Origin of the sequence: Mesorhizobium sp. M0244 (genome assembly GCF_040321795.1) — a bacterium.
Classification (GTDB): Bacteria; Pseudomonadota; Alphaproteobacteria; order Rhizobiales; family Rhizobiaceae; genus Mesorhizobium.
Window position 1 is genome coordinate 31,585 of the sequence record NZ_JAMYSE010000043.1, and the last position, 25,687, is coordinate 57,271.

General features: G+C 61.1%; 21 protein-coding genes and 2 pseudogenes. 12 read left to right on the forward strand and 11 right to left on the reverse strand.

Features of this window, described 5'->3' with window-relative positions:
- Positions 1 to 129 precede the first annotated feature (129 nt).
- Both NKJ08_RS22975 and NKJ08_RS22980 read left to right on the forward strand, forming a co-directional pair.
- Complete coding sequence (locus NKJ08_RS22975) at positions 130 to 1,569, forward strand: lipopolysaccharide biosynthesis protein (protein ID WP_352524878.1); 1,440 nt, start codon at positions 130 to 132, stop codon at positions 1,567 to 1,569.
- Between the two features lie 269 nt (positions 1,570 to 1,838).
- On the forward strand, positions 1,839 to 2,657 hold the full coding sequence (locus tag NKJ08_RS22980) for an isocitrate lyase/PEP mutase family protein (RefSeq protein WP_352524877.1): 819 nt from the start codon (positions 1,839 to 1,841) through the stop codon (positions 2,655 to 2,657).
- A 71-nt stretch (positions 2,658 to 2,728) separates the two neighbouring features.
- Here the strand turns inward: NKJ08_RS22980 and NKJ08_RS22985 are convergent, their stop codons facing one another.
- From NKJ08_RS22985 to wecB, 3 genes are read right to left on the reverse strand one after another with little or no spacing between them, the layout of a single operon-like run.
- A complete protein-coding gene (locus NKJ08_RS22985; protein ID WP_352524875.1) occupies positions 2,729 to 3,532 on the reverse strand; it encodes a WecB/TagA/CpsF family glycosyltransferase in 804 nt (267 codons plus the stop codon).
- Entirely contained in the window at positions 3,529 to 4,860 is a 1,332-nt protein-coding gene (wecC, locus tag NKJ08_RS22990; RefSeq protein ID WP_352524873.1) for a UDP-N-acetyl-D-mannosamine dehydrogenase, read from the reverse strand. Before wecC ends, NKJ08_RS22985 begins: the two co-directional genes overlap by 4 nt.
- Positions 4,853 to 6,007 (reverse strand): non-hydrolyzing UDP-N-acetylglucosamine 2-epimerase, encoded by a 1,155-nt coding sequence (wecB, locus tag NKJ08_RS22995; protein ID WP_352524871.1) that lies wholly within the window; start codon positions 6,005 to 6,007, stop codon positions 4,853 to 4,855. Before wecB ends, wecC begins: the two co-directional genes overlap by 8 nt.
- A gap of 201 nt (positions 6,008 to 6,208) precedes the next feature.
- On the opposite strand from wecB, the gene NKJ08_RS23000 reads away from it, so the two are divergent.
- The gene (locus NKJ08_RS23000) at positions 6,209 to 7,651 is read left to right on the forward strand and encodes a glucosamine inositolphosphorylceramide transferase family protein (RefSeq protein WP_352524869.1); all 1,443 of its coding nucleotides are present in this window, start codon (positions 6,209 to 6,211) and stop codon (positions 7,649 to 7,651) included.
- Between the two features lie 18 nt (positions 7,652 to 7,669).
- Here NKJ08_RS23000 and NKJ08_RS23005 read toward each other — a convergent pair whose 3' ends face one another.
- On the reverse strand, positions 7,670 to 8,983 hold the full coding sequence (locus NKJ08_RS23005; RefSeq protein ID WP_352783446.1) for a VpsF family polysaccharide biosynthesis protein: 1,314 nt from the start codon (positions 8,981 to 8,983) through the stop codon (positions 7,670 to 7,672).
- A gap of 167 nt (positions 8,984 to 9,150) precedes the next feature.
- On the opposite strand from NKJ08_RS23005, the gene NKJ08_RS23010 reads away from it, so the two are divergent.
- Entirely contained in the window at positions 9,151 to 10,710 is a 1,560-nt protein-coding gene (locus NKJ08_RS23010) for a GumC family protein (RefSeq protein WP_352524865.1), read from the forward strand.
- 8 nt (positions 10,711 to 10,718) lie between these two features.
- Positions 10,719 to 11,825 (forward strand): glycosyltransferase, encoded by a 1,107-nt coding sequence (locus NKJ08_RS23015; protein WP_352783449.1) that lies wholly within the window; start codon positions 10,719 to 10,721, stop codon positions 11,823 to 11,825.
- Between the two features lie 133 nt (positions 11,826 to 11,958).
- Here NKJ08_RS23015 and NKJ08_RS23020 read toward each other — a convergent pair whose 3' ends face one another.
- Complete coding sequence (locus tag NKJ08_RS23020; protein ID WP_352776940.1) at positions 11,959 to 12,066, reverse strand: CocE/NonD family hydrolase C-terminal non-catalytic domain-containing protein; 108 nt, start codon at positions 12,064 to 12,066, stop codon at positions 11,959 to 11,961.
- A 188-nt stretch (positions 12,067 to 12,254) separates the two neighbouring features.
- On the opposite strand from NKJ08_RS23020, the gene NKJ08_RS23025 reads away from it, so the two are divergent.
- The 7 genes from NKJ08_RS23025 (at position 12,255) to minE (ending at position 18,983) form a co-directional block, all read left to right on the forward strand.
- On the forward strand, positions 12,255 to 13,253 hold the full coding sequence (locus NKJ08_RS23025; RefSeq protein ID WP_352524965.1) for a LacI family DNA-binding transcriptional regulator: 999 nt from the start codon (positions 12,255 to 12,257) through the stop codon (positions 13,251 to 13,253).
- Positions 13,250 to 14,767 (forward strand): sugar ABC transporter ATP-binding protein, encoded by a 1,518-nt coding sequence (locus NKJ08_RS23030; protein WP_352783452.1) that lies wholly within the window; start codon positions 13,250 to 13,252, stop codon positions 14,765 to 14,767. Before NKJ08_RS23025 ends, NKJ08_RS23030 begins: the two co-directional genes overlap by 4 nt.
- A complete protein-coding gene (locus NKJ08_RS23035) occupies positions 14,767 to 15,819 on the forward strand; it encodes an ABC transporter permease (protein WP_352524862.1) in 1,053 nt (350 codons plus the stop codon). Before NKJ08_RS23030 ends, NKJ08_RS23035 begins: the two co-directional genes overlap by 1 nt.
- Positions 15,820 to 15,926: 107 nt before the next feature.
- The gene (locus NKJ08_RS23040; RefSeq protein WP_352524861.1) at positions 15,927 to 16,928 is read left to right on the forward strand and encodes a substrate-binding domain-containing protein; all 1,002 of its coding nucleotides are present in this window, start codon (positions 15,927 to 15,929) and stop codon (positions 16,926 to 16,928) included.
- A gap of 229 nt (positions 16,929 to 17,157) precedes the next feature.
- Entirely contained in the window at positions 17,158 to 17,877 is a 720-nt protein-coding gene (gene minC, locus NKJ08_RS23045) for a septum site-determining protein MinC (protein WP_352524860.1), read from the forward strand.
- Between the two features lie 21 nt (positions 17,878 to 17,898).
- Positions 17,899 to 18,714, forward strand: coding sequence for a septum site-determining protein MinD (gene minD / locus NKJ08_RS23050; protein WP_352472499.1), 816 nt, complete (start codon positions 17,899 to 17,901; stop codon positions 18,712 to 18,714).
- Positions 18,711 to 18,983 carry a cell division topological specificity factor MinE gene (minE, locus tag NKJ08_RS23055; protein ID WP_352524859.1) on the forward strand — a complete coding sequence of 91 codons (273 nt, stop codon included), beginning with the start codon at positions 18,711 to 18,713 and terminating at the stop codon, positions 18,981 to 18,983. Before minD ends, minE begins: the two co-directional genes overlap by 4 nt.
- A 211-nt stretch (positions 18,984 to 19,194) precedes the next feature.
- Here minE and NKJ08_RS23060 read toward each other — a convergent pair.
- The 6 genes and pseudogenes from NKJ08_RS23060 to NKJ08_RS23085 all read right to left on the reverse strand — a co-directional run.
- Positions 19,195 to 20,468 (reverse strand): annotated as a pseudogene (locus NKJ08_RS23060) (extracellular solute-binding protein).
- 134 nt (positions 20,469 to 20,602) lie between these two features.
- A complete protein-coding gene (locus tag NKJ08_RS23065; RefSeq protein WP_352524856.1) occupies positions 20,603 to 21,451 on the reverse strand; it encodes a carbohydrate ABC transporter permease in 849 nt (282 codons plus the stop codon).
- Positions 21,448 to 22,365: a carbohydrate ABC transporter permease gene (locus tag NKJ08_RS23070; protein WP_352524963.1), complete on the reverse strand. Its 918-nt coding sequence runs from the start codon at positions 22,363 to 22,365 to the stop codon at positions 21,448 to 21,450. Before NKJ08_RS23070 ends, NKJ08_RS23065 begins: the two co-directional genes overlap by 4 nt.
- 19 nt (positions 22,366 to 22,384) lie before the next feature.
- The gene (locus tag NKJ08_RS23075; RefSeq protein WP_352524855.1) at positions 22,385 to 23,476 is read right to left on the reverse strand and encodes an ABC transporter ATP-binding protein; all 1,092 of its coding nucleotides are present in this window, start codon (positions 23,474 to 23,476) and stop codon (positions 22,385 to 22,387) included.
- Between the two features lie 50 nt (positions 23,477 to 23,526).
- A complete protein-coding gene (arfA, locus tag NKJ08_RS23080; protein ID WP_352524854.1) occupies positions 23,527 to 25,038 on the reverse strand; it encodes an arabinosylfuranosidase ArfA in 1,512 nt (503 codons plus the stop codon).
- Positions 25,039 to 25,222: 184 nt separating this feature from the next.
- Positions 25,223 to 25,687 (reverse strand): annotated as a pseudogene (locus NKJ08_RS23085) (transcriptional regulator); the annotation flags it as partial.

Sequence of the window (25,687 nt, forward strand, 5' to 3'; positions counted from 1 at the left end):
AAACGTTCGCGATAAGGTTTACGGCAAATCTTTTAGTTCAAACTGAATCTGTTCACCCTTCGCTGTCATAGCGCTGGATTTTCCGCCAGTCGGCGGCTAGTCGAAGGTGAATTTTCCAGGGACACGCCTTTGCTGCTCCGTTCCACGCTCATTTATGCTCCGGCGATCCTGCTGACGCGAATTTCGGCGCTGCTCCTGCTGGTCGTGGTGACGCGTCTGATCGACCAGACCGAGTATGGCCTGCTCACGCTGGTGGTGACCGTCGGCGAAATGACCGACATTGCCGTCACCAACTGGCTGCGCATCGCCTTGCTCAGGCTTGGCGGCAAGGGCGAGGTCAGCCGCGGCAGCCTGATGCTGGCCGGGCAGGTGTTGCTTGCCACCACGGCACTGGCGCTGGTCATATCGGTAGGCGCGTCGGCGGTGGTCGTGCCGGAACGCTGGGTCGAGTTCGCGATCGCGGTCTGCGGCTATTTGGTCGCGGGATCCATCAGCCGCTTCGCGTTGACGGTGCTGCAGATGCAGCAGCGTCATTCGGTCTATTCGATGCTCGAAGCCTTGCGCGCCCTGCTGCAACTCGCGCTGCCGATCGGCGCCATCCTTATCTTCCAGGATACCTTTCTGACGGTATCGCTCGGCTCGAGCCTCGGCGCCTTAATTGCCGGCATCGTGGCGGGAATCATGGCATCCCGGCGGGTCGTTGCCGGTCCGCCGCGCTTCACCCACAGGGACTTCTTCGCGCTCGGTGTGCCGCTGATCATCATGGCGCTGGTAGGCTTCGGGCTCAACAGCGCGGAGCGTGTGTTCCTCAAGATCTATTACGATGCCAGCGCTGTGGCGATCTTCGCCGCCGCCTATGCACTGGCCCGCCAACCGATCGACATGGTCGCCAACGCCATCAACATGGGCGCCTTTCCCGAGGTGGTCAGCCGGTTTGACGAGGACGGGCCCGCGGCATCGGGTCGGCTGCTGTCACAGCTGATGGCATTGATGATGCGGCTTTGCCTGCCGATTGCAGCGATGCTGGTCGCGCTCAGCAGCGATATCACTGAGCTCATGCTGCCCTCGCAATATCACGGCCGCTTCGGCCTGCTGTTTCCGATCATTGCCTTCAGCGTGCTTTGTGCCAATCTCACGAGCTTCGTCTATGGCGTCGTGGTGCACGCACACAAGCGGCCGTGGCTGCTGATCATCGCCAATCTCTTCGGCTCGGTGGCGACAATCGCATTGTCCCTGCTGTTGATCCCTCCGATGGCGGAGATCGGCGCCGCTTTGGCGCTGGCGGGCGGATCGGTGGTGGGCTCCATAACCTGCATCATCATCAGCGAGCGGCTCACGCCGGTGCCGGTGCCGTGGCGCGACATCGGCGTTTCGGTGGTCATCTCGCTCAGCGCGGGGGTGGCCGCCAAGCTTGCCAGCATGGTGGTCGGCGACGTGCCGGCAATCTTCTCGCTTGTCGCTGGCGGCACCGCCGGCGCTGCGGTTTTCTTCGGGCTGACCTCATTGTTCCACCCTGTGGCAGCAATGCAATTCGTCGCCCAGCTGCGGGCGCGGCTACGGATCGCATAATTCGCAAGCGATCTGTAAGCAGGCCTTTCCTAGGCTTGCAAATACATGCCGCAGCTTGCGGAAATGGGCTCTTTGCGCATCGGACAGTCGTTCTCCGCGTGTTCGGGCCATAAGAGGGAGGCGCACGAGCGGTCTGCCAGCTGTCGCGCACCAGCGCAAAAGACCCGACGAATCCGCAGATCGCAGTTGGGTCAGGGACGGACGATTGAAAAGCTGCATCAACAAGGATTAGTTAGGTCCAGCTTTGTCGTCCAAATCTGAGGGGCAGCGTGATCTCCCGATCCAAGAAGGTTGAACAATTTCGCGCTCTTCATAAATCCGGCTGCTTCCTGATCCCCAACCCCTGGGACGTAGCCGGCGCGCGAATGATGGCTAGTCTGGGTTTTAGGGCGCTGGCGACCACATCTTCGGGCTACGCCTTTTCGAAGGGCAAGAAGGACGGGGCAAAGGAAGTCGGCCGCGACGAAAGCTTGGCATACGCTGCCGAGATCGCAGCCTCGACGATCATGCCAGTCACTGCCGATTTGGAAGATTGTTATGAAGACACACCAGAAGGCGTGGCTGAAACCGTCCGGCTTGCCGCCGAAGCGGGATTGGCTGGACTTTCGATCGAAGATCGACAACCAAACCCCGGCCAGCCAATACGCGATTTTGATACGGCAGTGGCACGTGTAGCGGCGGCGGTTGAAGCTGCTCGAAAATACGACGTCGTACTCACCGCCCGCGCCGATGGGATGGGTAAAGGCGTATATGGTCTCGACGAGGCAATTCGCCGGCTGAAGGCCTTCGAAGCTCTTGGCGCTGAGGTGCTGTATGCGCCGGGCGTCCCGGACCTGGCGTCCCTCGAGCAGATTTGCAGCTCTGTCAGTGCACCAGTGAATCATGTCCTTGGCCAAGGTGTTTCCGGCCTCACATTCGAGCAGATTGCCGAGGCCGGTGTACGGCGGATAAGCGTGGGCGGCTCACTTGCGCGCGCGGCTGGCGGAGCACTAATGAAAATATGCCAGGAGATCGCAACGGGGAAATATACGGCGTTGGAAAGCGCTCCGGCGTGGAACAGCCTTCGCGATCCTAAGCCTGTGGTCTAAGTTCGAAAGGGGGTCGAAGCCAGCGTTCCGGGCATTAGGCGCCGCGCACCTGGAACACGCCGTAGGCGAATCTATAAACCGGCGTTTCGGCGCCAGCGACGCTCCCAGAACTCCCGGCAGAGCAGCCCTGCATAGGCAGTGTTGGTGTCGTAGTAGCGGCGCCACAAGCGTCGCGGCTCCTGGACGACACGGAACAGCCACTCCAGGCCGGCCGCTTGTATCAGCCTCGGCGCACGGGCAACCTTGCCGCCATAGACGTCGAAACTGCCGCCCACGCCCATCACGAAGCTTGGGGCGAGTTCGTCGCGGTAGCGCTTGAGAAATCGCTCCTTGCGCGGTGTCGGCATGGCCACCAACAGGCAGTCGGCGCCCGAGGCGTTGATCGCCGCGACGATCCCGGCCTCGTCCTCCGGCTTGAAATAGCCGTTGCGCATCCCCGCTATGACCAGGCTCGGATGGTCCTTGGCAAGTCTCGTTCTAACCGCTTCGAGAACGTGCTGTTCGGCCCCCAGTAGATAGGGCCTGAACCCACGCTTCGCGCAGAGGCTCAGCAGATTGATCATGATGTCGACGCCCGCCACCCTCTCGGGCAGCGCGACGCCGCACAGACGTGCGCCCCAAAGCACGCCGATGCCGTCGACGTTGACCACGTCCGCCCCTGCAACGTCCTCGCGCAGTTCGGCATTCTGGCGCATGGTCACCAGCTTGGCGACATTCACGACCACATGATGCAGCGGCCGCCGCAGGGTCATCGCCTCGTCGGCGATGGCCAGCGTCTCGGCCATGGTCAGCGCATGGATCGGTGCGCCAAGGAACTCCCGGCGCCGTGATGCCAACAGGGAATGCTGCGCCCAAGCCGCGTCGTGCACGTTCATGCAGCCTGCTCCCTTGCAAGCGCCACTTGAGCGACCTCTGGTTTCTTGCCTTCGATACGGGCGTCGGGCTTGCGTGCCTTGCGCCAGGTCCACAGACCCCTTGTATCGACAAGCTTCTTGTCCTTGAGCGCTTCGGGGTCGACCAGATTGAACTGCCGATGGTCGACCAGGAGGACGACGATATCGCACTTGTCGATGGCCGAAAGTGCGTCGGTGAACACGATGCCTCTGCCCTCGAGCTCATGCGGCAGCGCATTTGTGTTGGGTTCAGCCGCAATGATCTTCACATTGGGGATATCGGACAGAAGCTTCACCACCTCGACGGCCGGGCTCTCGCGCAAATCGTCGATATTGGCTTTGAAGCTGAGGCCAAGACAGGCGATCGTCTGCTTGCGGGAGGGATCGAGCAAGGCCTCGATATCCCTGACCACCGACATCGGCCGCTCGGAATTGATCCGGCGTGCCGAAGCCATCAGCCGTGTGCTGTTGGGTGCGGCGTCGATGATAAAATATGGATCGACCGCAATGCAGTGACCGCCAACGCCCGGGCTCGGCTGGAGGATGTTCACGCGGGGGTGACGGTTGGCGAGATCGATCACCTCCCAGACATTGAGCGACAGATCCTGGCACACCGCTGCAAGCTCGTTGGCGAAGGCGATGTTGACGTCGCGGAACGCGTTCTCGGTCAGTTTCACCAGCTCAGCACTTTCGGCCGTCGTCATGAACAGGTCGCCGGTGACGAAGGTTGAATAGAGTACCGCGGTCCGTTCCGACGATTTGCGGGACAATCCGCCGATCGAACGATCATTGTTGATCAGCTCGGTCAGCACCTTTCCCGGCAGCACGCGCTCGGGCGAATAGGCAACCAGCACATCGGCGTCTTCGCCATGCAGGACAGGAAATTTGAGATCGGGCCGCAACTCGGCAAGCAGCCCGTTCATAATGCGTGTCGTGCCGACCGGCGATGTCGATTCCAACACCACAAGGTCTCCTCGCTTCAGCACCGCGGCGATGCTTCGTGCCGCCGCGAGCACGTAGGTCACGTCCGGCTTATGGTCGTGGGTCATCGGGGTCGGCACGGCGATGATATAGGCGTCCGCCGGCTGCGGCGTGCTGTAGGCCTTGAGCTTGCCGTTCGCCACGACCTTCTGGATCAAGCCATCGAGGTCCGGTTCGACGATGTGGATTTCGCCGCGGTTGACCTTCTCGACCACCGCTCCGTTGACATCGACGCCAATGACGTCGAGCCCGCGGCTGGCGAAAATCGCACAGGTCGGCAGGCCGATATAGCCCATGCCGATTACGGAAACGGTTTTGATTTCAGCCATGATGCAGCAGTTCCTCAACAATCCGGTTACTGGCCCGGCCATCGCCATATGGGTTGTGTCGTTCCGCCATGCCGCGATAGGCGGCCGGATCGTCGAGCAGACGATTGGCGTTGAACAGGATTTTCTCGACATCGGTGCCGACGAGACGGGCGGTGCCGGCCACGATCCCCTCGGGTCGCTCGGTATTTTCGCGCATCACCAGCACCGGCTTGCCGAGCGAAGGCGCTTCTTCCTGCACGCCGCCGCTATCGGTAAGCACCAGATAGCTCTGCTTCTGCAGGTACAGAAACGGCAGATAGTCCTGCGGCTCGACCAGATAGATATTCGGCACGCCTTCCAGCTCTGCGTTGACCACCGAGCGCACATTGGGGTTTGGATGGACAGGGTAGACGATCTGCACGTCTCCGCGCGCCGCCAATCCCTTCAATGCCGTACAGATGCGCTGGATGCCGCCGTCGAAATTCTCGCGGCGATGGCCGGTGACGAGGATCATTTTCTTGGAAGGGTCGAGGAAGGGGAAGCGGGCGGCGAGCTTCGCGTTCATCAGCCTGTCGGCATCGATCGCGCCTGAAAAATGCAACAGCGTGTCGATCACCGTGTTACCGGTCACGAAGATGGTGCTTTCGGCTTTTCCTTCGGCGATGAGGTTGTCGCGCGCCTGAACGGTCGGCGCAAAATGCCAGGTGGCGATGTCGCCGGCAATCTTGCGGTTCAGTTCTTCAGGAAACGGCGAGTTGATGTTGTGGCTGCGCAATCCTGCCTCGACATGAGCGACCGGAATGCGCTTGTAGAACGCAGCCAGAGCCGCGGCCATCGCGGTGGTGGTGTCGCCCTGTACCATGACGATATCGGGCTTCGCCTTGTCCAGCACCTCGGCCATGCCCAGGAGCACGCGCGAGGTCACGTCGAACAGCGACTGGCCGGGTTGCATGATGTCGAGGTCGTGATGCACCGGCAGGCCGGTCAGCTCGACAACCTGGTCGACCATCTCGCGATGCTGGGCGGTGATGCATATTTCGGTGATAAAACCTGGATGAGCAAGAGCGGCACGCGCCACCGGAAAGCATTTGAGCGCCTCCGGCCTCGTGCCGAACACGATCAGCAGTTTCTGCCTCGACGGCAGTTTTGGACGTGAAAGGACGTTCATCGCTGATCCTGGTCGCCTGCAGCCCTCGGGACATGCCGACTATTGCCCGCAAGAGCCATAATAGCGCCGGAAAACGCCTTCGTGATCTCAATTCTTAATATATGATTAACAACCAAGGCCGTGTTCTCCCGGGTTAACTCTTGTGAAAGGTTGGGCTGACAAGTAGTCTATAGTGATAGTCTTGAAAAAGAATATATTGGATTGACTAATATTTTAATCATCGGCCACGCCGACGCATCCCGGCGCTGGGAAAACGAGCTTCTGGCGCGGTTGAGTGCGGCTGGACACGCGGTTTCGAGTTGCCGCGCGCCGGCGCCTGCACCCAATGCACGCGGGATGGATAATGTGCTGGCGCTCGAGGGCCGGCGCTTCGGTCCCTCAATGGCAAGCCGTTCCGAGCCGTTGCCGTCCGGCGATACCGGCCCCACCGACCTTATAATCGATCTCACCGCTACCGCCGCACGACGGGACACGCCGGTCCTGACGCTCGAATTTTGTGGCCACAGCAGCTTTGCCGCGGGCATGACCGAGATGCTGGCGAGCGGGCAATCGCCCGAACTCACCACCCGCCTCGACGGCGTTGCGGTCGCCAGGGCGCGGCCGATGGTCAGCGATCGGCTCTGGCTGTCCCGCAGCAGCAACGACCTGCTCGCCGGGGCGATCTCCCTGGTTGCCCAATGTGTCGCCCGCTTTTCCGCGGGCAAACTTGTGCCGATCGCCGAGAGCCCGGCGCCGACCCTGAAGAAAGGCGGCTTTATCAGGCACTATCTGCCTTTTTTCGGCAGGGGGCTGGTCGACCGCGCCGTGCAAAAACTGCGACGCGGCCGGCGCCCCTTCTATTGGCAGGTTGCCTACCGGCTGATCGACGGGCCAGGCGTCGCCGAGACCGGACAACTCGACGGTAAGCCGTTCACCGTGCTTGCCGATGACGGGCAGCGATTCTACGCCGATCCATTCGTTCTCGATCGCGACGGCCGCCATTTTCTGTTTGTCGAGGAATTTCCCTACGCCACGGGCCGCGGGGTGATTTCCGTCGCCGAACTTGGCACCGACGGCACTTTCGGCGTACCGAGGGTGGTGCTGGAGGAAGCGCATCACCTGTCATATCCGCAGGTGTTCGCTCGCTCTGGCGAGATTTTCATGATCGCGGAAAGTGCTGCGGCGCGCGAAGTGGTACTCTACCGTGCCATGCAGTTTCCGGATCGCTGGGTACGCGACACGGTGCTGATGACGGACAGGGATTTCAACGACGCCACGCTGCTCGAATCCGACGGTCGCTTTTGGCTGTTGGGGACGGAGCGGTTCGGTCACGGCAGCGCGTCGGACACGATGGCCGTCTATTCTGCCCCGGCGCTTCGCGGGCCCTGGGTCGCGCATGCGCTCAATCCGGTCGCCGTCGACCACTCGGCCACTCGGCCGGGCGGCGCTTTCATCCGCCAGGGGGACGCTTTGCTGCTGCCGGTGCAAAACGGGTCTAGAGCCTATGGCGGCGGCCTGGGGTTGATGCGGCTGGATCGGCTTGACGACTTCGATGTCCTGTTTGCACCGCCCCGCCCAATCGATCCGGGGCCGGCATGGGCGCGGGCGGGCATTCACACGCTCAATCGCGCAGGCAATGTCGAGGTTGTGGATAGCGCCGGCTGACGCGTCTGGAGCCTGCGCTTATCCAAGCCGATCCAGTTTCGGCTCGGATGCGACAGCGGTCGAGGATGTGCTCTTCGGCTGGTTTCTATACGGCACGTTTCTATAGGCAAGCAGCAACACCACGATAGTCGTGATATCCGGCGCTTTTGACGAGAGCGCGTTGTTCGACAGCGCAGCAAGCAGGAATGTCATGGTGCCGATCCATGCCGGCAGCGGCGCCGCGCGCAGCAGCCGAAAAATGAACCAGAATACCAGCACTATAAAGAGCACGGCTATCGGCAAGCCGAAGAGCATGATGATGACCACCGGCGCGCTCTCGATGAAGGGCAGATGCAGCTTCTCGTTGACGATCGCCAGGAGGTCGTCGACGTTCATGCCAAACAGGATGTCTTTCCAGCTAACAAGTCCGAATATCTGGTAGATCGTCACCCGCGCCATGAAATTCTCGTCAAAGATCGTGTTGCCGAATCGATTCAGCAGCCCGCCCGAAAACAGTATGGCCACCAGCACTGCGCCGCCCACCAGGGCGAACAGCAGCACGACGGACTTGGCCTGCCGCTGGTGCTTGAGAGTCAGGCGCGGCCAAGGCACGAACAGCAGCAGAATGAGGGTTTCTCCGGCAGCGAGCATCAGGGCGGCGCGGGCACCTGACGCAGCACAACCGACGAGCAACACGAGAATCGATGCCACCTGCACCCATATGCGCCAGCGCGTCAGCGGCACGAATCCGATGGCTGTGGCGCAGAGCGCGCCTAGTGCCAGTGGGTGCGCCGATAGGCCGATTGGCCTGAACTGCAGTTCGTTGAGACCGTAAGGCATAAATCGATGTTGAGTCACCGCCTCGATCGTGCCGAGCACAGCGCTAAGGATGACCATTCCAAGCACGACGTCGCCCAACGCCCGCCGCACTTCCGCGTTCAAGGCCAGCATCAACAGGCCTGCGGCGCCCGCCACCAGATAAGTATCGATGATGAACCCGGAGGAGCCCGCACGGCCGGTGACGAACAGATAGGGCACCAGCGCGAACATCAGCACCGAATAGCGGATCAACGCTTTGAATATTCCAATTTCGTCGCCCTGCAGCAGAAACGGTCGGCTGAAAAGAACGACGGCAAGCACCAGGAAGATCGCGTAGGTGCCGAAATGCAGCTTCTCGTAGAACGAGCCCCCCTGGGCCGTATAGTTTACGACCATGTTCATCACCTGCGGTGACACCGTAAAGCGAAGCAGGAGCGCGAAGGCCGCGCATAGGAAAAACAGCAGCGACAGCGCGTTCTGACGGCGCGCTCGACTGGACAACAATCGTTCCGATGCGGCAGCGGGATAGCTCATGGCCCATCCAGGTGAAGGTATTCAAACGGCATTCCGGGCAACGAGATCCCTTCAACGTCCGCCGGACGGACAGCGTGAGCGGTAAAATGGGGCAACTTGGAAAATAAGATGTTAACGATGTTTCTGTAGAGCAGGCCAAGCGTAATGATTTAACTAGGGTTGTCACCATGTCTGCCGGTTCCGGCACACCCCCCATCTCCGCGACGGCTTCCAACAACAGTGCATTCGAGCGAATCGCCAACGCGCGGCGCAGGGCAATGTTGCAACAGCATGGCCCAGCCGCGGCGCACAACTCCGCACCTGTGACGCCGCAACCACCCGAGCCCGTCGCGACGGTGACCCTGGACAAGATCGGCGATTTCCTCGAGCTCGATTTTCGACGCCTGTTCGTCTGGCTGCGGGCCGGCCTCGCTCTGGCGTGCATGCTGGCGGTAATCGGCGGCATTGTCGGCGGCGCCTATGCATTGCTGAGCAAGCAGCGTTACACCGTCACGACGGAGGTACTCATCAACCCTTCCAATTTGCAGGTTGTGGAAAACGACCTCTACTCGCAACCGGGCCAGGTCGATAGCCAGCTGCTCAGCACGCGCAGCAAGCAGCGCATCTTGACCTCGGGCAACGTGCTTTCCCGTGTGGTGGACGAACTGAATCTGACTCACGATCCAGAGTTTTTCGATCCAGACCGGAGCACACCCCCGTCTGGCGCTGTGGCGAGTGGCAGCAAGCCCGACCCGAGGCTTGTCGCCTTGAAGAACCTAGCGGACCGGGTAGACGCCACCGCGGACCCAACCTCGTTTGTCACAACCCTCTCGGTATCTGCGGAAACCACCGCCAAGGCGATCCTGATCTCGCAGGCCATAGTCAAAACCTTCCAGGAAGAACTCGCCAAGGCCGAAGCTGCCGGTGCCAGCCGTGCCGCGGCTGCCCTCGACAGCCGCCTTGGCCAACTCAAGAGCGACGTGCAGGCTGCCGAAGAGAAGGTCGAGAGCTACAGGCGCAGCCACAACCTGTCCTCCAGCAATGGCCAGCTCGTCAGTTCGCAGACGATGACGCAGCTCAACGGCGAAATCGTCGATGCGCAATCGCGCGTCATCGCTGCGCAGTCAAGTTACGACGCCTTGATTGCATCCGGCATCAATGGGGCCAATCCCGACCCCACGGTTTCGGAAGCGCTCGCGGCGCTGCGCGACAGGTCAAACAGCCTGCGGCAGCAGATCGATTCACAGTCCATGACCTTCGGTCCGCGCCACCCGACGATTGTCAGGCTCAGGACGGAACTCGAGACCGTCAACTCGCAACTCCGGGCGGAGTTCTCGCGCACCGTCGGCACGGCAAAGGCCAACCTTGACAAGGCCAAGGCTTCATTGGCTTCTCTCAACGTCAGGATGAACGATCTGAAGGGCAACGTTTTCACCGACAGCGAGTCCGAAGTCGCCCTGCGTGAGCTTGAACGCGATGCCGCCTCGAAGAGAGCGGTCTATGAGAGCTTCCTGTCGCGTGCGCGCCAAATCAGCGAGCGCGAGCAGATCGACACCACAAACGTACAGGTGATTTCGACCGCGGTGCCGCCACCAGGGCGCTCATGGCCCCCGCGCACTCCCCTGGTGGCAGGCGTGGGAGCGTTCGCAGGCTTTGCCCTGGGCATGCTGCTGGCCATTGGCATGGGCATCGTCCGCGACATGCGCCGGCCGCCGAACCGATCAGGTCTTGCCGCCAGCCGAGCCTGAAGCGGGGCATGGCGAAGCGCATCGTTTTCCACATTGCCAGCCTGAGGGGCGGCGGCGCCGAGCGTGTATTCGTCCTGATGGCAAATGAACTGGCGTCGCGTGGCCACGAGGTCACGCTTTTTACCTGGAACGCGGAAGGGCCTAACGCCGCGCTGCGCTCCGCTGCCGTGCATCTGGTCGACTTCGGCCTTCCCTTGCGCGGCGAGGGTTACGCCAAGTCGGCGACGCTGAAAGGCATCGTGCGAAGCGCAAATTTGTTCCGCCGCCTTGATCCCGATGCGGTCTATAGCGCCCCGGAATTCGCCAATCTGGTGATGGCGCTGGCGCTTATGTTGGCCAGAAGCCGAGCAAAATTCTTTCCAAGCTTCCACGCCGCTGCCTCGCTGCCTGCCAGCGGCCTCGGCGCGAGGATGGCGATCTGGCTTTCCGCGCTGGTTGCAGCGCGCGCGACCAAAGCCATCGCCGTTTCGGTGGGTGTCGGCCGTGACATTGTCCCCCGCGGCTTTCCCAAGTCCAAGGTCTTGGTCATCAACCACCCGCTGCCGCCGGCTGAAGCACCGCAGGGGAATTCCTATGCCTGGCAGGCAAAATTGGCAGCGATGGGCGATGGCCCGGTCATCGCCACCGCCGGGCGCCTGGTGCCGGTCAAGGATCACCGGACTTTGCTGCGGGCCTTCGCTGCCGTGCGCGCCGGCCGCCCTGCCCGGCTTGTCATCTTCGGCGAAGGCCCGCTGGCTGCCGAATTGTACGCCTATGCCGAAGAGACCGGCATAGGCGCGGACGTGCTCTTTGCCGGCTACGTCAACGATCCTGCAGCCTGTTATGCCGCAGCCGATCTGTTCGTCCTTACATCCACCAGCGAAGGCTTTGGCAATGTGTTGGTCGAGGCGATGGCTGCCGGTGTCCCCGTAATCTCCACCGATGCGCCGCATGGACCGCGCGAGATTCTCGGTGACGGCCGTTTCGGTGCGCTGGTCCCGGTTGGAGACGCCGCAGCCCTGGCGAAGGCGATGACCGAAATGCTGGACCACCCCACCCCTGCTGCCGTCCTGAAAAGCAGGGCGGCGGATTTCACAGTCGACAAGATCGGCGATCGGTACAAAGCCTTGCTCTAATTGTCGCGCACGGCCAGCAGATCGCGGTGGCATGTGATCGGAGTGGTCGCGCTTTCATTTATGCGAATCTCTCGACGATCAGCCGCAACGGCCGTGCTCTTTCAAGAAAAGCCTTTTGCGCACCCGCTGTCGGTTACCGTCCAGGTCGGCGCGCTGGTATTCGGATGACACCGACCTTCGGAAAATTGCTCGAGGAGATGTCCAGGCGCAGCCGATGGCCGGCACGGAAGTCCTGGCTGATTTCGGCGGCAAGCGAGTCATCTCAAGACAGAAAACCGGTTGCGCAAACGTTTCGATGGCACTAGCTTTGGGAAAGTCACAACGGCCGCCCCAGGCGGATTCAAAGATTGTGAGACTGGGAAACGCAAGATTTCGAGGAGGAGCGTGCGTGCGCTTGCCCGTCACCACGTCGAGGACGACAGCTCCGCGATGACGACGATCGTTGAGGTCGCTCGCAGGGCAGGCGTGTCGGTGTCGACCGTTTCGCACGTCGTCAATCGAACCCGCTATGTCTCCCCGGCCACCGCCCGATCGGTGAGTGAGGCGATCGCTGCTCTCGGCTATCTGCCCAACAATGTCGCGCGCTCGCTGAAGCGAGCCTCGACGAGCAGCGTCGGCCTGGCGATTTCGGCGATTTCAAATCCCTATTTCAGCGACATCATCTGCGCCGTCGAGACCGAGTGTGCGCGCCTTGGGCTCATGGTGTTCCTGTCGGATACGCAGGATGATCCGGACAAGGAGCTGGCTGTCGTCCAGGCACTGCACCAGCGGCGCGTCGACGGGATCATCCTGGCGCCCTCTGCCGCGCCGCAAGCCGTATTGCGATATCTCTCGGAACGGTCCCTGCCCTGCGTCTTGATCGACCGACTGCCCGACGATCGCTTTGATCAGGTCGGTGTCGAGAATTTCAAGGCCATCCGCGCGCTGATCGATCACGTCGTGTCCTTCGGGCATCGCCACATCGGTTTCGTTGCCGGACAGCGGGGATTTGCCACCACGTTGGAGCGCATCGATGGATTTCGCGCCGCACTGGCGGCCAACGGCCTGGAGTTTGTGCCAGACTACGTCGTGACGGGAAACGCGACCACCGCCAGTGCGAGCGCCGCCGCCCATGCCCTGCTGTCGCTGCCGCTGCCGCCGACTGCCCTGGTGACCGGCAACAATCTGTCGACGATCGGCGTGATGCGCGCTGTCCGTGAGCGAGGGCTCGCTGTCCCCAAGGACATATCGCTGGTCGGCTTCGACGATTTCGAATGGGCCGACTACTTCGAGCCGCGACTGACGCTGGTCGAACAACCCTGCGACGATTTGGGCAGGCAGGCAGCCGCGTTGCTGATTGAGCGGATTGGACTTCCGGATGGCCAGCGACGCACGGTTCGCCTTGAGCCGACGCTGCGCCTGCGCGCATCCTGCGGGAGACCGGCATGACTTCGCCACTCCTGACCATGAATGGCGTCGTCAAACGCTTCGGTGGTGTTCATGCTTTGCGCGGCGTCGATTTCGAACTGCGGGCGGGCGAGATCCATGCGCTGCTGGGCGAGAACGGCGCCGGCAAGTCGACACTGATGAACATCCTATCCGGTGTGCACGCCCCTGACGAAGGAACGGTCACGATCGATGGCGCACCAGTGCATTTTGCCAATCCGCGCGAAGCCCAGGCCGCCGGCATCGCCACGATCTTCCAGGAACTCGATCTCGTGCCTGGCCTCGATGTTGCGGCCAATCTTTTCCTCGGCCGCGAGTTGGTCAACCCCGGCGGTTTTCTCGATGTTGCAAGCATGCGCGAAGAAGCCCGCACCCGGCTGACCGCCATCGAGTTGGACATCGATGTCGAACGGCCCGTCGGCGAACTGTCGATCGGGCATCGTCAGGTCGTGGCAATCGTCAAGGCTCTGTCCTATGCATCGCGTGTCCTGATCATGGACGAGCCGACGGCGGCCCTGACGGTCAGCGAGGTGGACAGGCTCTTCACCATCATGCGCAAGCTCAGCGCCACCGGCGTGGGCATCGTCTACATCTCGCATCGGCTTGAGGAGGTTCCCAAAGTCGCGGACCGGGTAACGGTGATGCGCGACGGCCGGGTGGCCGGGACGACAGCCCCAGACGCACCGCAGGCCGAACTGGTCAGCCTTCTCGTCGGCCGGCCCCTGGAGGAACTTTACCCGAAACGCACACGCGCGGCAGGTCGCCGGCTCCTTCATCTCAAGGACGCCCGTTTCCATCCCGTTCGAGCGAGCGCCGGCTGGCAGGTTCCCCAAAAGGTTTCGCTCGATGTACATGAGGGCGAAATTGTCGGGCTGGCGGGCGTCATGGGTGCCGGCCGTACCGAGTTGCTCAGCGCGCTCTACGGCACCGGCCTGGCCGGCCGTTGGGCCGGCACCCTCGAGGTCGACCATCGCCCCCTGCGCCTCGAGTCCATCAGAGCTGCGCGCAGGGCCGGCGTCGCCTTCGTCACCGACGACAGGCGAGGAAGCGGGCTGATGCTGCGCACAGCCGTCGGCCGCAACCTGATCATGTCAGTGCTGCGACGGATCTCGCCGCGTGGCTTCATGTCGATGGCACGCGAAGCAGCCGCGGTGGCGCGCTCGTTCGGCCAATTCGACATACGACCGCGCAATGCCGCCATCCCGGTCGGCGCGCTGTCGGGTGGCAACCAGCAGAAAGTGGTGCTTGCCAAGGAGATCCTCGGCAATCCGCGGCTGCTATTGCTGGATGAACCGACCCGTGGCGTCGACGTCGGCGCCAAGGCGGAAATCTATGCCAGGCTTCGCGATCTGGCATCGCAAGGCCTCGGCATACTCGTCGCCTCGAGCGAAATGCCTGAGCTGATTGGCCTGTGCGATCGCATTGTGGTTCTTCGGGAGGGGTGCAACGTGGCGGAATTCAAAAGCGGCGTCGATGAACACACGGTGCTTGCCGCCGCAACCGGAAAGGCCTCCTGATGTTCGACACCAGCACGGCAGATACCGACCTGCCGAGCGGCAAGACAGCTCAGAAGCGGCGCGATCCGCTTGCACTCATCGTTCGGTTCCAGAGCCTGATCGGCTTGGTGGTCGTTGTGATCGGCGGCATCATCTTCTCGCCGCGCCGGCACGGACAGATACTGTTCATCGCCCCGGACAACATCGCCAACATCGTACGCGCCGTGTCCGAGACCGGCATCATCGCGATCGGCATGACTTTCGTCATCATCACTGCGGGCATCGACCTCTCGGTTGGCGCTTTGCTTGGCCTGGCCAGTGTCGTTACGGCCACGATGATGATCAATGGCGGCGTTGGCCTCGTGCCGACGATCCTTGCCGTGCTTCTTGCCGGTGTGGTCTTCGGTGCCGTTCAGGGCTCGATCTCGACGCGCTTCCGCCTCGAGCCCTTCATCGTGACCCTCGCGGGCCTTCAGGCCGCGCGCGGTCTGGCCTTGGTCGTCTCGGGCAACGAATACATCAACATCTCCTATGGCGACGGACCCGGGCTTGCCCCGGCTGTGTTTGCCATTCTGGGCGAGCGCCTGTTCAACAATGTGGTGCCGGTGGCGACCATCGTCTTCATCGCTTTTGCGGCGATCGCCACCGTGGTTCTCAACACCACCCGCTTTGGCCGCTATGTCTTTGCCGTCGGCGGCAATGAGCGGGCGGCGCGCCTCTCGGGCGTTCCCGTGTCCGCCGTCAAGATCACCGTCTATGCGATCACCGGCTTTGCGGCCGCTCTCGCCGGCATCGTCCATGCAGGGCAGTTCAACTTCGGCAGTGCCAATGATGGCGCCGGTTACGAACTTACCGCCATCGCCGCGGTCGTCATCGGCGGCACCAGCCTGTTCGGCGGAGCCGGATCGATGATCGGCACGGTCGCCGGCACGATCATGCTCGGCGCGCTCGCCAACGTCCTGCAGCTCAACAACATCACGCCCGCCCTGCAATTGCTCGCGACAGCCGCGATCATCATCCTGGCGGCAGTTCTTCAGTCCCTCGTCCGTCGCCGCGAAGGTCTGGTCCGTTAAGTGGGCGACATTGGAAGACTCCGGACGCCCAACTTACCCTGCGTCGGGAGAGTGAAGCTCAGCAAACCAACAGTCGAGCCAAGGGCATCGACAGGAAGGAAACAACCATGGTTATCAGGAGCACACGCAATAGCAGACAAAGGGCCTGGCAAACGTGTCTGCTTGCCGGGACCTTTCTCGCAGCCGCTGGAGGGGCTCAAGCTGCGGACCCGTTGGTCAAGGCATGCTCCAAGACCGGCGAATTCGTGGTCGGCTTTTCTCAGGCCAACAATGCCGAGCCGTATCGCCAGCACGTCAATGACGAACTCACCGCCGCCGCCAAGGCAGTGCCCCAGTTCACCTTGCAGATCGCCGATGGCGCCGGCAGCGTGAACACCCAGACCTCGCAGGTCGACAATTTCATCACCCAGAAGGTCGACCTGCTGCTGATATCGCCCTTCGAAGCATCGCCGCTGACGCCGGCGGTGAAGCGGGCCATGGAGGCCGGCATCCCCGTCATCGAGCTCGACCGCAAGACGGTCGGCGATCCGGGCAAGGACTACACGGCCTTTATTGGCGGCGACAATTACAAGATCGCCTTCGAAGCCGGCAAATACACCGCCACGAAACTGCTTCCTGACGGCGGTGAAGTTGCCGTTCTGGAAGGGCTGCCCAGTTCGACCCCTGCCGTGGAACGGCTCAACGGCTTCAAGGACGGCGTCAAGAAGAACGACAAGATCAAGGTCGTCGCCGAGCAGGCAGCGGACTGGCTGCCGGACAAGGCACAGACGGCGTTTGCCGCCATGCTGCAGGCCAATCCCGATATCAAAATGGTCTACGCGAGCAACGACATGATGGCCGCCGGAGCGCGGCTTGCCGCCAAGGGCGCCGGCAAGGAAGGGCAGATCAAGATCATCGGCACCGACGGCCTGCCAGGTCCTGCCGGCGGCATCCGGGCCGTTGCTGAAGGCGAATGGGCTGCAACCTTCACTTATCCGACGGGCGCCAAGGAGGCGATCGATATGGCAAAGTCGGTTCTTCTCGATTGCGCCACATCCGTCGAGCCGACGGTCACCGTGGCAACGACGGCGATCACGCCGGAAAACGCCAAGCAGATGATGGGTAAATAAAAATTGCGTGGCAATTGCGGTGCGGAGATCGAATTGGCACCTCCGCACCGTGTTAGCGCGTCGTTTTCGCTCATCGGCCGGCCTTCGGCAACGGCGAGGGTATCCAGGGCCCAATCAGATCGACCGTCGCTGCTCCGAAACAGCAAGAATGGAAGCCTCGGGAAGCCGCCATTAACTTTTCGTTAACCATGCCGGGCTAGCCTTAACCAATCAGTAAGGACTCGCCTCTGTGACCTGCGTCGCTCCCATCCAAAACAAGTCCATACGCTTTCGAGCACGCTCGTTTGTAGCCTTCACCCTCACCCCTGAGGCCCCGTTGGGGGAATGGCTGCAAAGCCTGGATCACTGGACCGAAAACTCTCCCGGCTTTTTTGCCGGCCGCCCGGTCGTGCTCGACCTGAATATGCTGAAGCCGGAGGTGGGCGAGATCGAAGATCTGGTCTCACAGCTCGCGGCGCGCGGGATCCGTGTCTACGCGATCGAAGCCGATGGCAACATTGCTCTTGATGCCGATCTGCCGCCGCTCCTCGTTGGCGCCAAGGAAGCCACCGCTGACGCGATTTACGTGCAGCCGGACCCGAAGGTTGCCTCAGAGTTCAAGACCGAAGAGCCGGAGGCGCCGAACTCGCTGATGATCAAGGCGCCGATCCGCTCCGGCCAGTCGGTCTTTCACCCCGATGGCGATGTGGTCATTGTCGGCTCCGTCAGTTCCGGTTCCGAAATCATCGCCGGGGGGTCGATCCACGTCTACGGCACGCTGCGTGGACGTGCGTTCGCCGGCGCAACAGGAAATTCCGCGGCTCGTATCTTTTGCCGGAAAAACGAAGCCGAACTTCTGGCGGTGGACGGCTGGTACCGCACCGCCGAGGAGATGGACGCCTCCTCGCGAGGAAGGCCGGTCCAGGCTTTTCTCGAGGACGGCGCACTTTGCGTCGCACCGCTCAATTAACAAAACATTGGAGGCACAAATATGGGCAAGGTAGTGGTTGTCACATCCGGCAAAGGGGGTGTCGGCAAGACGACCTCGACGGCCGCTCTCGGCGCCGCGGTCGCGAAAACCGGCAAGCGGGTGGCCCTCGTCGATTTCGACGTTGGCCTGCGCAATCTCGATCTGATCATGGGCGCCGAGCGGCGCGTCGTTTTCGATATCGTCAACGTCATTCAGGGAACCGCCAAGCTTTCGCAGGCGCTGATCCGTGACAAGCGGCTCGACACGCTGTTCCTGCTGCCGGCTTCGCAAACGCGCGACAAGGATGCTCTCACCGAGGAAGGCGTCGCCGACGTAATCGACAAGCTGCGCTCGGTTTTCGACTACGTCTTCTGCGACAGTCCGGCCGGCATAGAGCGGGGCGCGCAACTTGCCATGCGCTTTGCCGACGAGGCGGTTATCGTGACCAATCCGGAAGTGAGTTCGGTCCGCGATTCCGATCGCATCATCGGCCTGCTCGACTCCAGGACGATGAAAGCCGAACAGGGTGAATCGATCGCCAAACACGTCCTCGTCACGCGCTACGATGCTGCGCGCGCTGCCCGCGGCGAGATGCTCAGTATCGATGACGTTCTCGAGATCCTGTCCACGCCCTTGCTGGGAATAATTCCCGAGAGCCAGGATGTGCTGCGCGCATCCAATGTGGGCGCGCCGGTTACGCTCAGCGAAAACACGAACCCCGCTGCACGCGCCTATATCGACGCAGCAAGAAGACTTGAGGGCGAGGACCTGCCGGTCATCTTGCCTTTCGAGCGGAGGGGCCTCCTCGACCGGCTGTTGGGAAGGAGGGCAGCATGAACCTGCTCGACATCTTCAAGCGCCGCGGCAGCGCGCCGGTGGCGCGCGAGCGCTTGCAACTGCTGTTGGCTTACGAGCGCCGCAACCGCAACCAGCCCGATCTCGTCTCCGTGTTGCGCGAGGAGATCATGGCTGTAATCGCCAGGCATGTTCAGGTCGACCAGGATTTCCTGCAGGTGAGCATGGATCACGGCGAAACGACGTCGAGGCTGGAGATCGACATCCAGATCCCCAACAAAGTCGCAATGCCCATGGCCGCCGCGTTCTAGCAGAACCTCACAGCCAAGCCTTGCATCGGCTGCTCATGTGGGCGCGATGGGCCTTATCTCGCGGTGCCACATTTGATCGCGTTTGATCCTGGCCCTCGCTGGAGACTCGCGCACGGTTTGGGTCAGAAGCCATGCCGTTTGCATTTGGTAGAGAAGCCCCGCGACTGGATCCAGCCGCGGGGCGCAAATTGAGTTCTCGACGGACCTGCCGTCAAATGTTGGCGAGCAATTCGTTGACGCGGCTTTCCATGTCGGCAAGGGCAGTGTCGACGTCCTTCTGGCCACTGATTGCGGCACTCATCTCTTCGCCGATAATGTCCTGGATCGCAAACTGGCGCTGTACGGCGGACGGCAGCGGCTTGCCGAGATCGGCGACCGCAGAGATCGTGTTGCGATGCGGCAGGGCCTTGAAGGCGTCCGAAGTGATGACGGCCTTATAGGCCGGCAGGTGACCGGTGCGCGACCACTCAAAGTCGTTGTCGGCGAAGAACTTCAGGAATTTGCCGATGGCCGCGTCTGTTCAGGTGTGCGGTCTTTCTGCGACACGGCCCAGGTGTGGCCGTCGGCATATTGCGCATGGGCGCCGCCAAACAGCTGCGGATATGGATAGACCGCATAACCGCCCTTGTTGAGCGCCGTACCCTTGGTTTCGGACTGGGCGTTGTAGTCGCCGACCACCCAGGTGCCGTTAAGGTGGACGCCACCCTCGCCGGCAAGGAAGGCGTTGATCGAGCCGCCATAATCGAGGTCCTTGGTGGTGTAGCCCTTCTCGAAGATCGCCTTGTACATCTCGACGACCTTCTTGGCTTCCGGCGTATTCAACTTCACATGCTTCGGATCGGCAAAGAAATCGGAACCCTGCTGGAAAAGATAGGTGTAGAGATTGCGTGTGTAGAGTGCAGTCTCATTGGTCAGGTTCTGGACGAAGTAAGGCTTGCCGGTTTTCTGCTTGAACTGTTCGGCCTGGGCGAGCAGTTCCTCGGGCGACTTTGGAAAGATCGGCGTACCGTCGGCATTGACGAGGCCGGCTTGTTTGAACAGATCCATGTTGACGTGATAGAGCATCGTCCAGCTGTCGATCGGCAGGCCATAGATCTTGCCGTCTTTGGTGGCGCCATTGCGCGCCGCGTCGGTGAAGGCGTCGGGTGTCACGCCGACCGACTTCAAGAGATCGTCGAGCGGCATCAACAGGCCCTTCGACTGATAATCCGACAATACGGATTCATGGATCGTGACGATGTCCGGAGCGTCGCCTGAAGCGAACTGCGCGGTCAGCTGATCATAACCCGGCCATTCCACCGTGGTGACGTTGACGTGGACATCGGGATTGTCGGCGTTGAACTTGTTGATCAGCGAGGTGATGATGCCGCATTCGCCAACGGCCTTGGTGGGATCGGTGTTGGTGCCGAAATCGGCATCGCAGGCGCCGAAAAAGCGCTGCACACTCAGTTCCGTCGCCGCAAAGCTTGGACTTGCAAGCATCATTGCGCCCACAGAGACTGCGGCAAACAGTATTTTCTTCAGTTTCATATCAGTTCCTCCTACTGAGTTTCCGCCACTCCACCCTGGATTGGCCTTCGTACTTCAATCGCTGCGCATTCCCCGGCCGGTAATTTTCGTTATCTCACCGCAGCGCCGGAGACCGCCGTGACGATGTATTTCTGGAAAAACAGGTAGACGATCAGGATTGGTGCACCGGCGAACACCGCCTGCGCCATCAGGAAGCCGATGCCTTCGGACTGGGCGAAATTGGTCTGTGTCGAGGCCATGCCGACCGTCAGCGTGAACATGTCCTTCTTCGTTGCCGAAATCAGCGGCCAGAAGTAATCGTTCCACGCGCCGAGAAAGGTGAAGATGCCGAGCGTCGCCTGTGCGGGCAGCGTGAGCGGCAGAAGCACCTTCCAGAAAATCCTGAAGCGGCCGGCATTGTCCAGCATGGCGGCTTCGTCCAGCTCCTTCGGGATGGCCTTGAAATATTGGGTCATCAGGAAGACGCCGAACGGAGCCGAAAGGCCTGGCAGAATGAGCCCTTGATAGGTGTTGTGGAACTTCAGCATGCTGAATATCTGGTGGCGGGCGACAAGCACTGCCTGTTCCGGGACCGCCAGGCCGAACAGCACGATCACGAACAGCACGTCCCGGCCGGGGAAATTCAGCCGTGCAAAGCCGTAGCCGGCGAGCGACGACAGGATCAACGTGCCGAGCGTCAATCCGCCCGAGACGATGATGCTGTTGCGCACCCAGATGAACACCGACGAAGTGCCGACGGTGTTGATGTAGTTCTTCAGTGTATAGGGCGCGTGGAACACCGAATTCGGATCGGCCATCAGCTCTGCATTGTCCTTGAGCGACAGGCCGATGACCCACAGAACCGGCGCGATCATGACGATCGAAAGCAGGATGACGAGGGCCAGCAACAAATGGTCGCCAAATGCCCGTCCCTTGATGGAAACTGCTGGGGCGCTCATGCCTGGTCTCCCCTGCTGCGTGTGACCAGGTACTGGGCCATGGCCGCGATCAGGATGAGGATGAACAGGATTTCCGATGCCGCGGCACCCAAGCCGAGATCCCAGCGACGGAATGCGGTGTCGTAGATGTAGAGCACGAGCGGTTTGGTCAGGTTGTTCGGGCCGCCGCGCGTCATCAGCCAGGCCTGGCCGAACAGCTGGAATTGCAGCACGATCTGGATAATGATCACCAGGATGAAGGTCCGTTTGATCGACGGCAGCGTGATCGAGCGTAACGTCTGCCAGCGATTGGCATTGTCCAGGGCTGCCGCTTCGTAAATATCCTGCGGAATCTGCTGGAGCGCCGAGAGAAAGAGCATCATCGGCAGGCCGATGCACCACCAGATGGTGGCAATGGCGATGCCGACCATCGCAAGGTTGGGATCGGAAATGAAAGCCGGGGCAGTTGCGCCGAACCATCCGTAGATCGTCGATAACAGGCCGACATTCGGAATGAAAACGATGCGCCAGATCAGCGTGACGATGGTGACCGACAGCACCGAGGAGGAAAAGAACAGGGTCCGCAGCACCGCGGCAGTGCGCGTGCGGCGATTGAGGCAAAGCGCCAGAAAAAGGCCGATCAGCGCCAGCGTCGGCACCGTCAGCAGCACGAAGTAGAAGGTGTTCCAGATCGATTGAAGGAAGACCTTATCGTGATACAGCCTGACGTAATTGCCGAAACCGACAAAATTTCCGGACGAGAACGTGTCGGCCTTGTGGAAACTCAGCCACATCCCCCAGAGCAGCGGGAAGAGCAGCAGCGTCGTGAAGAAAAACAAGAATGGCGCAACGAAAATGAAGTTTCGCCATTGCGGCGCATAGATGTCGGCGGTCGGGGCTCTGACGCCGGCGGCGAGCGTCGCGGTCGGGGTCATCGCCAGCCGGTCAACCATGTCAGGCCTCCCTCGCGTGCCAGGCGCGGCCGGTCTCGTTGAACAGATGCGATTTCTGGCCGTCGAAGGCGAGCCCGATCCGGTCGCCGACGGCGACGCGGCTGTTACCGGCATCCGAGCCGACGATCTGCTGGCCATCGCCCAGCCGCGCGTAGATCAGGGTGCGTTCGCCGAGCCGCTCGAGCACATCGACCACGCCGTCGGCATTGCCCTGTCCGGCGGCAACGATGCGGACGTCTTCCGAACGGATGCCGAAGGTGTACTTGCCATCGGTCAATTGGCTGGAGGCGATCTCGGTCTGCACCGATATGCCGTCCGCAAACCTGGCCGTGACGTTCTCTCCGGATTTGTCGAGCGTCGCGTCGACAAAGTTCATTGCCGGCGCACCGACGAAACCGGCGACGAATTTGGTCGCCGGGCGCTCGTAGATCTCCATCGGAGTGCCGATCTGATCGATCTTGCGATTGTTCATGACGACGATGCGGTCGGCGAGCGTCATTGCCTCGACCTGATCGTGGGTGACGAAGATCATTGTCGACTGCAGGCGCTGGTGAAGCTGGGCAAGTTCGATGCGGGTGCGGGTGCGCAACGCCGCATCGAGATTGGAGAGCGGCTCGTCGAACAGGAAGGCCTTCGGCTCCTTGACGATCGCACGGCCGATGGCGACGCGCTGGCGCTGACCGCCGGAGAGCTGGCCCGGCTTGCGATCGAGCAAATGCGGCATTTCGAGGATGCGGGCGGCTTCGTTGATGCGCGCCTCGATGACCTTGCCTGGTACGCCGATATTCGCAAGTCCGAAGGCCATGTTGTCGCGCACCGTCATGTGCGGATAAAGCGCATAGGACTGGAACACCATGGCAATGCCGCGCTTGCCCGGCGGCAGATGATCGATGCGCTCATTGTTGATGGCAATCTCGCCGCTATCGACAGCTTCGAGACCGGCAATCATTCGAAGAAGCGTCGATTTTCCGCAACCGGACGGCCCCAGAAACACGATGAATTCGCGTGCCCTTATGGAGAGCGACAGATGATCCAGCACCGTCATGGCACCGAACTGCTTGCTCACATTCCTGATCTCGATATCGGCCGTCACGTTGACGCTCCTCCTCAGCGTTTGCGCTTTCTCGATGATCCGCCCCGAAGTCAGAGCCTCAGGCGTATGACTTGGTAGGAATAGGCCGGCAGCGACAGGCTCAGCTTGCCGCCGATGACCGAGGCGCCCTCACCCTTCCTGGGGCCGACTTTGCTTGGGTTTTCGGCCGAATTGACGGCTTTCAGATCGGCGTGTGCCATCACTTGGTGATCGACGATCTCCGCTGCGCCGAAGCCGGTGAAGTCGACCACTGTTTCGATTGCCTCGCTCGAATGGCGGTTGACGGCAAAGAAGGTGACGTGGCCGGTTTGCCTGTCGTGCACACCGGCGACATCGACATAGGCGACGTCGCCCGCAACGGTGGATTTGTAGGTCGGGCTTTCCACCTTGAGATCCAGCGCATTGCCGCGGCCGTAGGTAGAAGCAAACAGATAGGGGTAAAAAATCGTCTGGCGCCATGCCGGGCCATTCGGAACGGTCATGATCGGCGCAATGACGTTGACCAGTTGCGCCAGGCAGGCGATCTTGACGACATCGGAACGGCGGATGAAGGTGTTGAGGATCAGGCCGACCTGCAGCACATCCTCGAAATTGTAGATGTCTTCGAGCAACGGCGGAGCAAAGGGCCAACCGTCGCTGCCGCCGAGTATTTTCTTGTCCTGCTCCTTGGAATGGTACCAGACGTTCCATTCGTCGAATGAGATGTAGACCTGCTTGTTGGAGCGCTTCTTGGCCTTGATATAGTCGATGACGCCGGCGACCGAGACAATGTAGTCGTCGAGCTTTTCGCTCATGGCGAGATAGTTCGGAGCGTCGTTGGCTTCGTTGTCAAAATACATGTGCAGCGAGATGTGGTCGACTTCGTTGTAGGTATGGTCGAGAACGGTCGCTTCCCATTCAGGGTAGGTCGGCATCTTGGCATTCGAAGAGCCGCAGATCACGAGCTCGAGCGACTTGGAGAAGGCGCGCATGGCCTTGGCCGTCTCATGCGCCAGCCGGCCATACTCGTCCGCGGTCTTGTGGCCGATCTGCCAAGGACCGTCCATTTCGTTGCCGAGGCACCAGAGCTTGACGTCGAAGGGCTCCTTGCGGCCGTTGGCGATGCGCTTGTCGCTCCATTTACTGCCGCCGGGATGGTTGGCGTACTCCAGAAGGTTGCGTGCTTCGTCGAGGCCGCGCGAGCCGAGATTGACGGCAAGCATCATCTCGGTGTTGGCGGAGGTGCACCAATCGGCAAATTCATGCAGCCCGACTTCGTTGCTTTCCGACGTGTGCCAGGCGAGGTCGAGCCGCACCGGGCGCTCCTCCTTGGGGCCGATGCCGTCTTCCCAATTGTAGGCGGAGACGAAATTGCCGCCGGGATAGCGGACGATCGGAACATTTAGTTCCCTGACGAGATCGATGACGTCCTGACGCATGCCATTGGCATCCGCCGTCGGATGGCCTGGCTCGTAGATGCCGGTATAAACTGCCCGCCCGAGATGCTCGATGAAGGATCCGTAGAGCCTCGGATCGATTTCCGAGACAACATAGTGCGGATGTGCCGTAACGGCTGCCTTCATGCATTCCTCCCATCGATATCACAAATGATGATTTAAATCATCTTGCCCGATATCAAAGGTGAATTGGCAGCTGTTCGTCAAGCCAAAATTGCCAAAAGTAGGACAATTAGACGAAGGCTTTGGCTCAGTAAAAAGTCAGTCATTTGAAATTGCTGCACTATTTTTCAAACCCGGTTTGATGATATCAACCGGTTTTGATCCTGAGCAGGATATCCTGATCGTAATTTCCAAAGCCCTTGCCGAAAATGTTGATCCCGCCGGGGCGTTTGGCGTCGTCCTTAACGCCGATACGAATACGGATTGAATGATGGCTCTTCAGATCGAGTGCAACGAGGCCGGTTTCGGAAATCCTGACGCCGTCGACATAGGCGCCGTCAGTGGCAATTCGCCAGTTCTTCAGCTTGCCGTATTGCGAGCCCTTGAGCTTCCACCAGGAAGGCGTGAAGACGCCGCGCTTGTCGCCGAAATCTCCCGGTGACGTCCAGGTGCCGACATCGACGCCATTGATCGTCAGGGTGATGTCAGAGGGCCAATCGGCGCTGGTGCCCGGCACTTCCGAGGACAGCTCAATCGCCACTTCGAGTTCGGTGATCTCGGCATTGGCGAGCTTGGCATTGTTAGGGAACTGGTATTCGACAAAGCCGCGCGT

What these genes read in the sequence shown, in the direction of transcription:
- NKJ08_RS23015 (WP_352783449.1), top strand. Translation starts at nt 10,719, where the DNA reads ATGGCGAAGCGCATCGTTTTCCACATTGCCAGCCTGAGGGGCGGCGGC.
- NKJ08_RS23025 (WP_352524965.1), top strand. Translation starts at nt 12,255, where the DNA reads ATGACGACGATCGTTGAGGTCGCTCGCAGGGCAGGCGTGTCGGTGTCG.
- wecB (WP_352524871.1), bottom strand. Translation starts at nt 6,007, where the DNA reads ATGAACGTCCTTTCACGTCCAAAACTGCCGTCGAGGCAGAAACTGCTG.
- NKJ08_RS23010 (WP_352524865.1), top strand. Translation starts at nt 9,151, where the DNA reads ATGTCTGCCGGTTCCGGCACACCCCCCATCTCCGCGACGGCTTCCAAC.
- wecC (WP_352524873.1), bottom strand. Translation starts at nt 4,860, where the DNA reads ATGGCTGAAATCAAAACCGTTTCCGTAATCGGCATGGGCTATATCGGC.
- NKJ08_RS22985 (WP_352524875.1), bottom strand. Translation starts at nt 3,532, where the DNA reads ATGAACGTGCACGACGCGGCTTGGGCGCAGCATTCCCTGTTGGCATCA.
- minE (WP_352524859.1), top strand. Translation starts at nt 18,711, where the DNA reads ATGAACCTGCTCGACATCTTCAAGCGCCGCGGCAGCGCGCCGGTGGCG.
- minD (WP_352472499.1), top strand. Translation starts at nt 17,899, where the DNA reads ATGGGCAAGGTAGTGGTTGTCACATCCGGCAAAGGGGGTGTCGGCAAG.
- arfA (WP_352524854.1), bottom strand. Translation starts at nt 25,038, where the DNA reads ATGAAGGCAGCCGTTACGGCACATCCGCACTATGTTGTCTCGGAAATC.
- NKJ08_RS23035 (WP_352524862.1), top strand. Translation starts at nt 14,767, where the DNA reads ATGTTCGACACCAGCACGGCAGATACCGACCTGCCGAGCGGCAAGACA.
- NKJ08_RS23040 (WP_352524861.1), top strand. Translation starts at nt 15,927, where the DNA reads ATGGTTATCAGGAGCACACGCAATAGCAGACAAAGGGCCTGGCAAACG.
- NKJ08_RS23065 (WP_352524856.1), bottom strand. Translation starts at nt 21,451, where the DNA reads ATGAGCGCCCCAGCAGTTTCCATCAAGGGACGGGCATTTGGCGACCAT.
- NKJ08_RS23030 (WP_352783452.1), top strand. Translation starts at nt 13,250, where the DNA reads ATGACTTCGCCACTCCTGACCATGAATGGCGTCGTCAAACGCTTCGGT.
- NKJ08_RS23005 (WP_352783446.1), bottom strand. Translation starts at nt 8,983, where the DNA reads ATGAGCTATCCCGCTGCCGCATCGGAACGATTGTTGTCCAGTCGAGCG.
- NKJ08_RS23070 (WP_352524963.1), bottom strand. Translation starts at nt 22,365, where the DNA reads ATGACCCCGACCGCGACGCTCGCCGCCGGCGTCAGAGCCCCGACCGCC.